The organism is Bacillus sp. FSL K6-2944 (assembly GCF_038005385.1).
GTDB lineage: Bacteria > Bacillota > Bacilli > Bacillales > Bacillaceae_G > Bacillus_A > Bacillus_A cereus.
In genome coordinates this window covers 1-4,080 of record NZ_JBBOTE010000025.1, presented here as the reverse complement: position 1 = coordinate 4,080, position 4,080 = coordinate 1, and the positions used below count along the sequence as shown (strand labels likewise).

The following is a 4,080-nucleotide window of genomic DNA, read 5'->3' as shown; positions in this document are numbered from 1 at the left end:
TTGTCACGTAGTGACTCGGCTATGCCGACAAGGGCCTCGCAGAGCCCTATATATTTTTGATGCGTAGCGTCAAAATATGTATAGGGTTACTTTAATTGACTCCATTTCGTTGCTTTGCTAGACTCATGGTATCAATCATTCTAGGGAAGTGGGTGTATGTTGTGTTACGTTCTATCTCATTTAATCAATCTCATAAAAGTTCAATCAGTCATAACAATCGAGAAAATGTACATGGAAATCCTGGTATTGATCCATCCAGGTTAGAAGAGAATCTGTATTTTGTTCAAAAGGATATAAGAGATGTATATCAAGAGGTATTTCAGGAAGCGGTAGATACATATAACAAGAAACAAAAACGGAAGGACCGCAAGATTCAAGACTACTATGAGAAAATCAGGAAAAGTGAAAAAGTACATGAGCAACGAGAATTGGTTGTAGCGATTGGGGAAGGTAAAGATGATCCAATGTGTAGGAAAGAGAAAAAAGAAACGCTACAGCGGTATGCAGAAGCGTTTCAAGAGCGGAATCCCAATCTAGCAGTCTATAACATGGTGTTACATGATGATGAAGCAAATCCGCATCTTCATATCAACTATGTGCCCCATTTTTCAATTCATCGAGGTTTAACGAAGCGTGTGGGAATGGATAGAGCTTTACAAGAACAAGGCGTAAATGGAAAAGGTATGGAACTGATTGCAAATTGGAGAGTGATAGAAACGGCATATATCGAAACATTGGCGAAAGAACATATTCCTGATTTTGAACGAGCAAATGTAGGGTCTCATAAGTACATGAAAGTAAAACAATATAAAGAATATGCGGAAACAAAGTCTGTTGTAGAAAAGCAGGTACAGGAAAAAGAAACCTATTTACAACGAGTAGACAAAGAAGTGAAACAGTCAGAGGGGAAAGTAGAAGAATTACACACCGTCCAAGGACAGTTAGAACAGATTGTGAGAAAACAACAACAAGAACAGAAAAATCTACAAAAACAAGTAGGAGATACGAAAGAAGAGATTACGAAACTAGAAGAAACAAAGGAACAGGTAGAAAAAGATATACAAGGATTTCCGTTGTTTGATATGAGAAGATTGAAAGCAGAAATAGAAAAAGTAGGATTGCTGAAAAAGAAAGAAGTAAAAACAGGAAACTATATCCTAACAAAAGAAGACGCTCAGAAGCTCTCTAACCGTCTTAGAGGTGTTTCTAGCATCAAAGAAGGGTTAAGTACTATAGAGAGATCTAAAAGATTACTAGAAGCTCAGGAGGCAGCTTTAAATGAAAGGGAAGAGTTTATTAATCAAAAGGAGTTGGATATCAGCTATAAAGAATTAGAAGTGAATCAAAGGGAACGAAGTTTGATTGGGAAAGAAGCAGCCATCGAGAATGGTCAAATATGGCGAGAAGAAAAGCAAGTATTACAAGAACAAGTAAATCTATTAACCGTAGAGAACAGTCGTTTGAAACGAACGCTGAACAAAGTGAATGAACTGTACGAAGGATTAAAAATGAGTTTTGCGAATGTAGCGAAAGCAGTTGGCATGATGAAATATAGCAAGAAGGAATATGAACAACCGCTAAATGAACGAGGGAATCGATTGGTAGATGGAATTGCAAATTATACAAGTTATTGGCTTCGAAAAATGGGAAGTGAGGATTTAGCGGAAAAAGTGGATAAGGAAATTGGATTGAGTAAAGGAATACAACAATCTGTACAAGCGTTAGAACCGAAAAAAGAACGCGATAGAGGGTTTGAACATGAAATGTAAAATAGGGGTATTACCCCTATTTTATTATTTTAAGGTGTTTTACTTCTTTTCTGACTTGTTCTAAATTTTTATCTCGTCCTCTAAAAGCAAAAGATGGATCTAAACGATATGTATTAGATGCGCCTACTTTTGGACCTTTTACCAAAATACCATGTTCAAATAGTTCTTTAATTGCTCTTGAGACATGTGGAGGATTCATATTCAATTCTTTAGCTATATCTTTTTGTCTAATTCTTAACCAATTTTCATAATCTAATTTTGCTAATAAAATCATATAGACACGTAATGTTTCACCTTTTAAGTTAAGTTTGGCAACATGTGTTAATCCTTCTTGAAACATCATAACCCAGTCCCCCTTATAAACTTTTTTCTGTTTTGTTGGAGTTAATAAATACTGTTGAATTTCCCCTGTTTTTTCATCAGGTACTTCAATAAAAATATCTTTATCTAATGATGACATTTTTAACCCTCCAATTATTTAATAATAGTTACCTATCTCGGTATCTATTATACATACCAAATATGGTAAGAACAATACCAAATATGGTAACTATTTATATAAAAAAAACCTTATATATCAAGGGTTTTTTTATATGCTCTTTGTGTCTTTTATAATAAGGGCTAAAAATTCCGCAAGGAATAGGTAGTATTTTTGAGTAAAAAACACTCAAAAATCTCCACCTTTTTCGCTTCGCTACATCCTTGCAAAATTTTTTTCGGCAGGGGATTGTTTTTCGCCAAGCCGAACATACCAAAAACGAGGATTTAAGTAGTACGACTTGGATTAGCAATTATACCTGCCGAATCGCCAGTTCATCCGTTTTTAGTATTCTTCTTTTACGATATGCATTTACGCATATTGAGGGGCTAGCCCCTCGCTTCGCTTCACCCCAGCCCCACCTCTCACCCAAAAACAAGATGTTTTTTATAATCTTCAAAACAGGAATGTTGTTAATTTTTAACTTAGTTAACTATTTGTTTCATTTTGTTAATAAAACCAATATTCTTTCTTTATTTTACCGATATTTGGTTTGTATTACCAGACTTGTTTAATTATTTAATGAGATATAAGGTTATTAAGGTATAAAATTTAAAAGAAATAGGTGGTTATAAAAATGAGCTTAAAAAATAAATTTTTATGTACTTCATTAGCATTATCTATAGGGATCGGTTTTGTAATGCCTAGTTTTTCTGTGTCTGCTGCAACAAACATTTCAGTTCAATCATTAGAGGAGGACAAACAAATTAATGAATTAGCTGAACAATTAAAATTTTTAAATGAAGAAGCATTAGTGATTCAAAATGGTGAAAGAGTTTTCGATTTTAATAAAATTGAAAATAAATATGGAGCTAACTATGCTAATAATTTAAAAAACGATATTGTTATGATTGAAGAAATGAATGATGCGAAAGCTAAAAATCCATTTCATAGATATAAACGAAGTGCATGGACCGATTGTATGATTGATGCTATAAAAGATCATTTTGGAGTAGCGGCTGTTACTGCAGCTCTTGAAGGTGGATTGTGGGCATATCTTCAAAAAAAGGCATATAAAGAAGCAGCTAAATTATTGGTTAAATTTGCTGTTGGTTCAAACGCAGTTGGATTAGCGGGAACGCTTGTATATTATGGCGGAAAATGTACATATCAACATGGTTAAAATAATCAAATTTTAAAAAGGGGATTAGATTATGCATGTTCATAAATTTTTGTATGTAATGGTATATTTAGTTACTCCTCTTACATATTTCACCGTATCTATTCTTTGGAGTAATTTTATTTTAGAGAAATCTATGTGGACTAATTTATCAGACAATTTATCAATTATGGGGATTTATTATTTTTTTGTAAGTATTTTTTGGTTAATGAACATGAAAACTATTGATAGAGTAACAGAAAAAATAGAAAATAATAAAACAAAATAAAATTTTTAAAAAGCGTTGAGACATTCGTTCAACGCTTTTTTTATTGCGAAAACAAGGAAATAGTTATATTGCATATGACTAAGGTTCGATGAGCAATTGGAGTAACTCGCGAAACGACTATGGGGAGAAGAAAGATAAATGGTAAGAGTCCATGGTAAGCGGACTGAAATGGTGCAGCGGTTTGTGCTGATCCATGGAAGGAGCATTAAGGAATGGACTCGTGCAGCTGATTTATCATCCTCTTGGCAGGTTCTCAAAACGACACGTTTTGGGGACGCCAACCGGCGAGGAAGCCCCTCAAGGATTGAGGGGTTGGGGAGTTCGATAAAGGGGGTCTGGGGAAGAGTTCCCCAGTGGGTTTGGGCAACGCCCAAGGTGTGTTATT

The 4,080-nt window shown here is 34.5% G+C and carries 4 protein-coding genes; 3 read left to right on the top strand and 1 reads right to left on the bottom strand.

Annotation, left to right across the window (positions count from 1 at the left end; all coding sequences use genetic code 11):
- The first annotated feature begins 161 nt into the window (after nucleotides 1–161).
- Complete coding sequence (locus MHH55_RS36310) at nucleotides 162–1,769, top strand: plasmid recombination protein (RefSeq protein WP_445661845.1); 1,608 nt, start codon at nucleotides 162–164, stop codon at nucleotides 1,767–1,769.
- 16 nt (nucleotides 1,770–1,785) lie between these two features.
- On the opposite strand, the gene MHH55_RS36305 is transcribed toward MHH55_RS36310, so the two are convergent.
- On the bottom strand, nucleotides 1,786–2,229 hold the full coding sequence (locus MHH55_RS36305) for a helix-turn-helix domain-containing protein (protein ID WP_000096320.1): 444 nt from the start codon (nucleotides 2,227–2,229) through the stop codon (nucleotides 1,786–1,788).
- Between the two features lie 655 nt (nucleotides 2,230–2,884).
- Between MHH55_RS36305 and MHH55_RS36300 the strand changes: the two genes are divergently transcribed.
- Both MHH55_RS36300 and MHH55_RS36295 read left to right on the top strand, forming a co-directional pair.
- Nucleotides 2,885–3,430, top strand: a complete 546-nt coding sequence (locus MHH55_RS36300) for a hypothetical protein (RefSeq protein WP_000053877.1) — start codon at nucleotides 2,885–2,887, stop codon at nucleotides 3,428–3,430.
- Between the two features lie 31 nt (nucleotides 3,431–3,461).
- Nucleotides 3,462–3,695 carry a hypothetical protein gene (locus MHH55_RS36295; RefSeq protein ID WP_000557954.1) on the top strand — a complete coding sequence of 78 codons (234 nt, stop codon included), beginning with the start codon at nucleotides 3,462–3,464 and terminating at the stop codon, nucleotides 3,693–3,695.
- The last annotated feature ends 385 nt before the right edge of the window (nucleotides 3,696–4,080 follow it).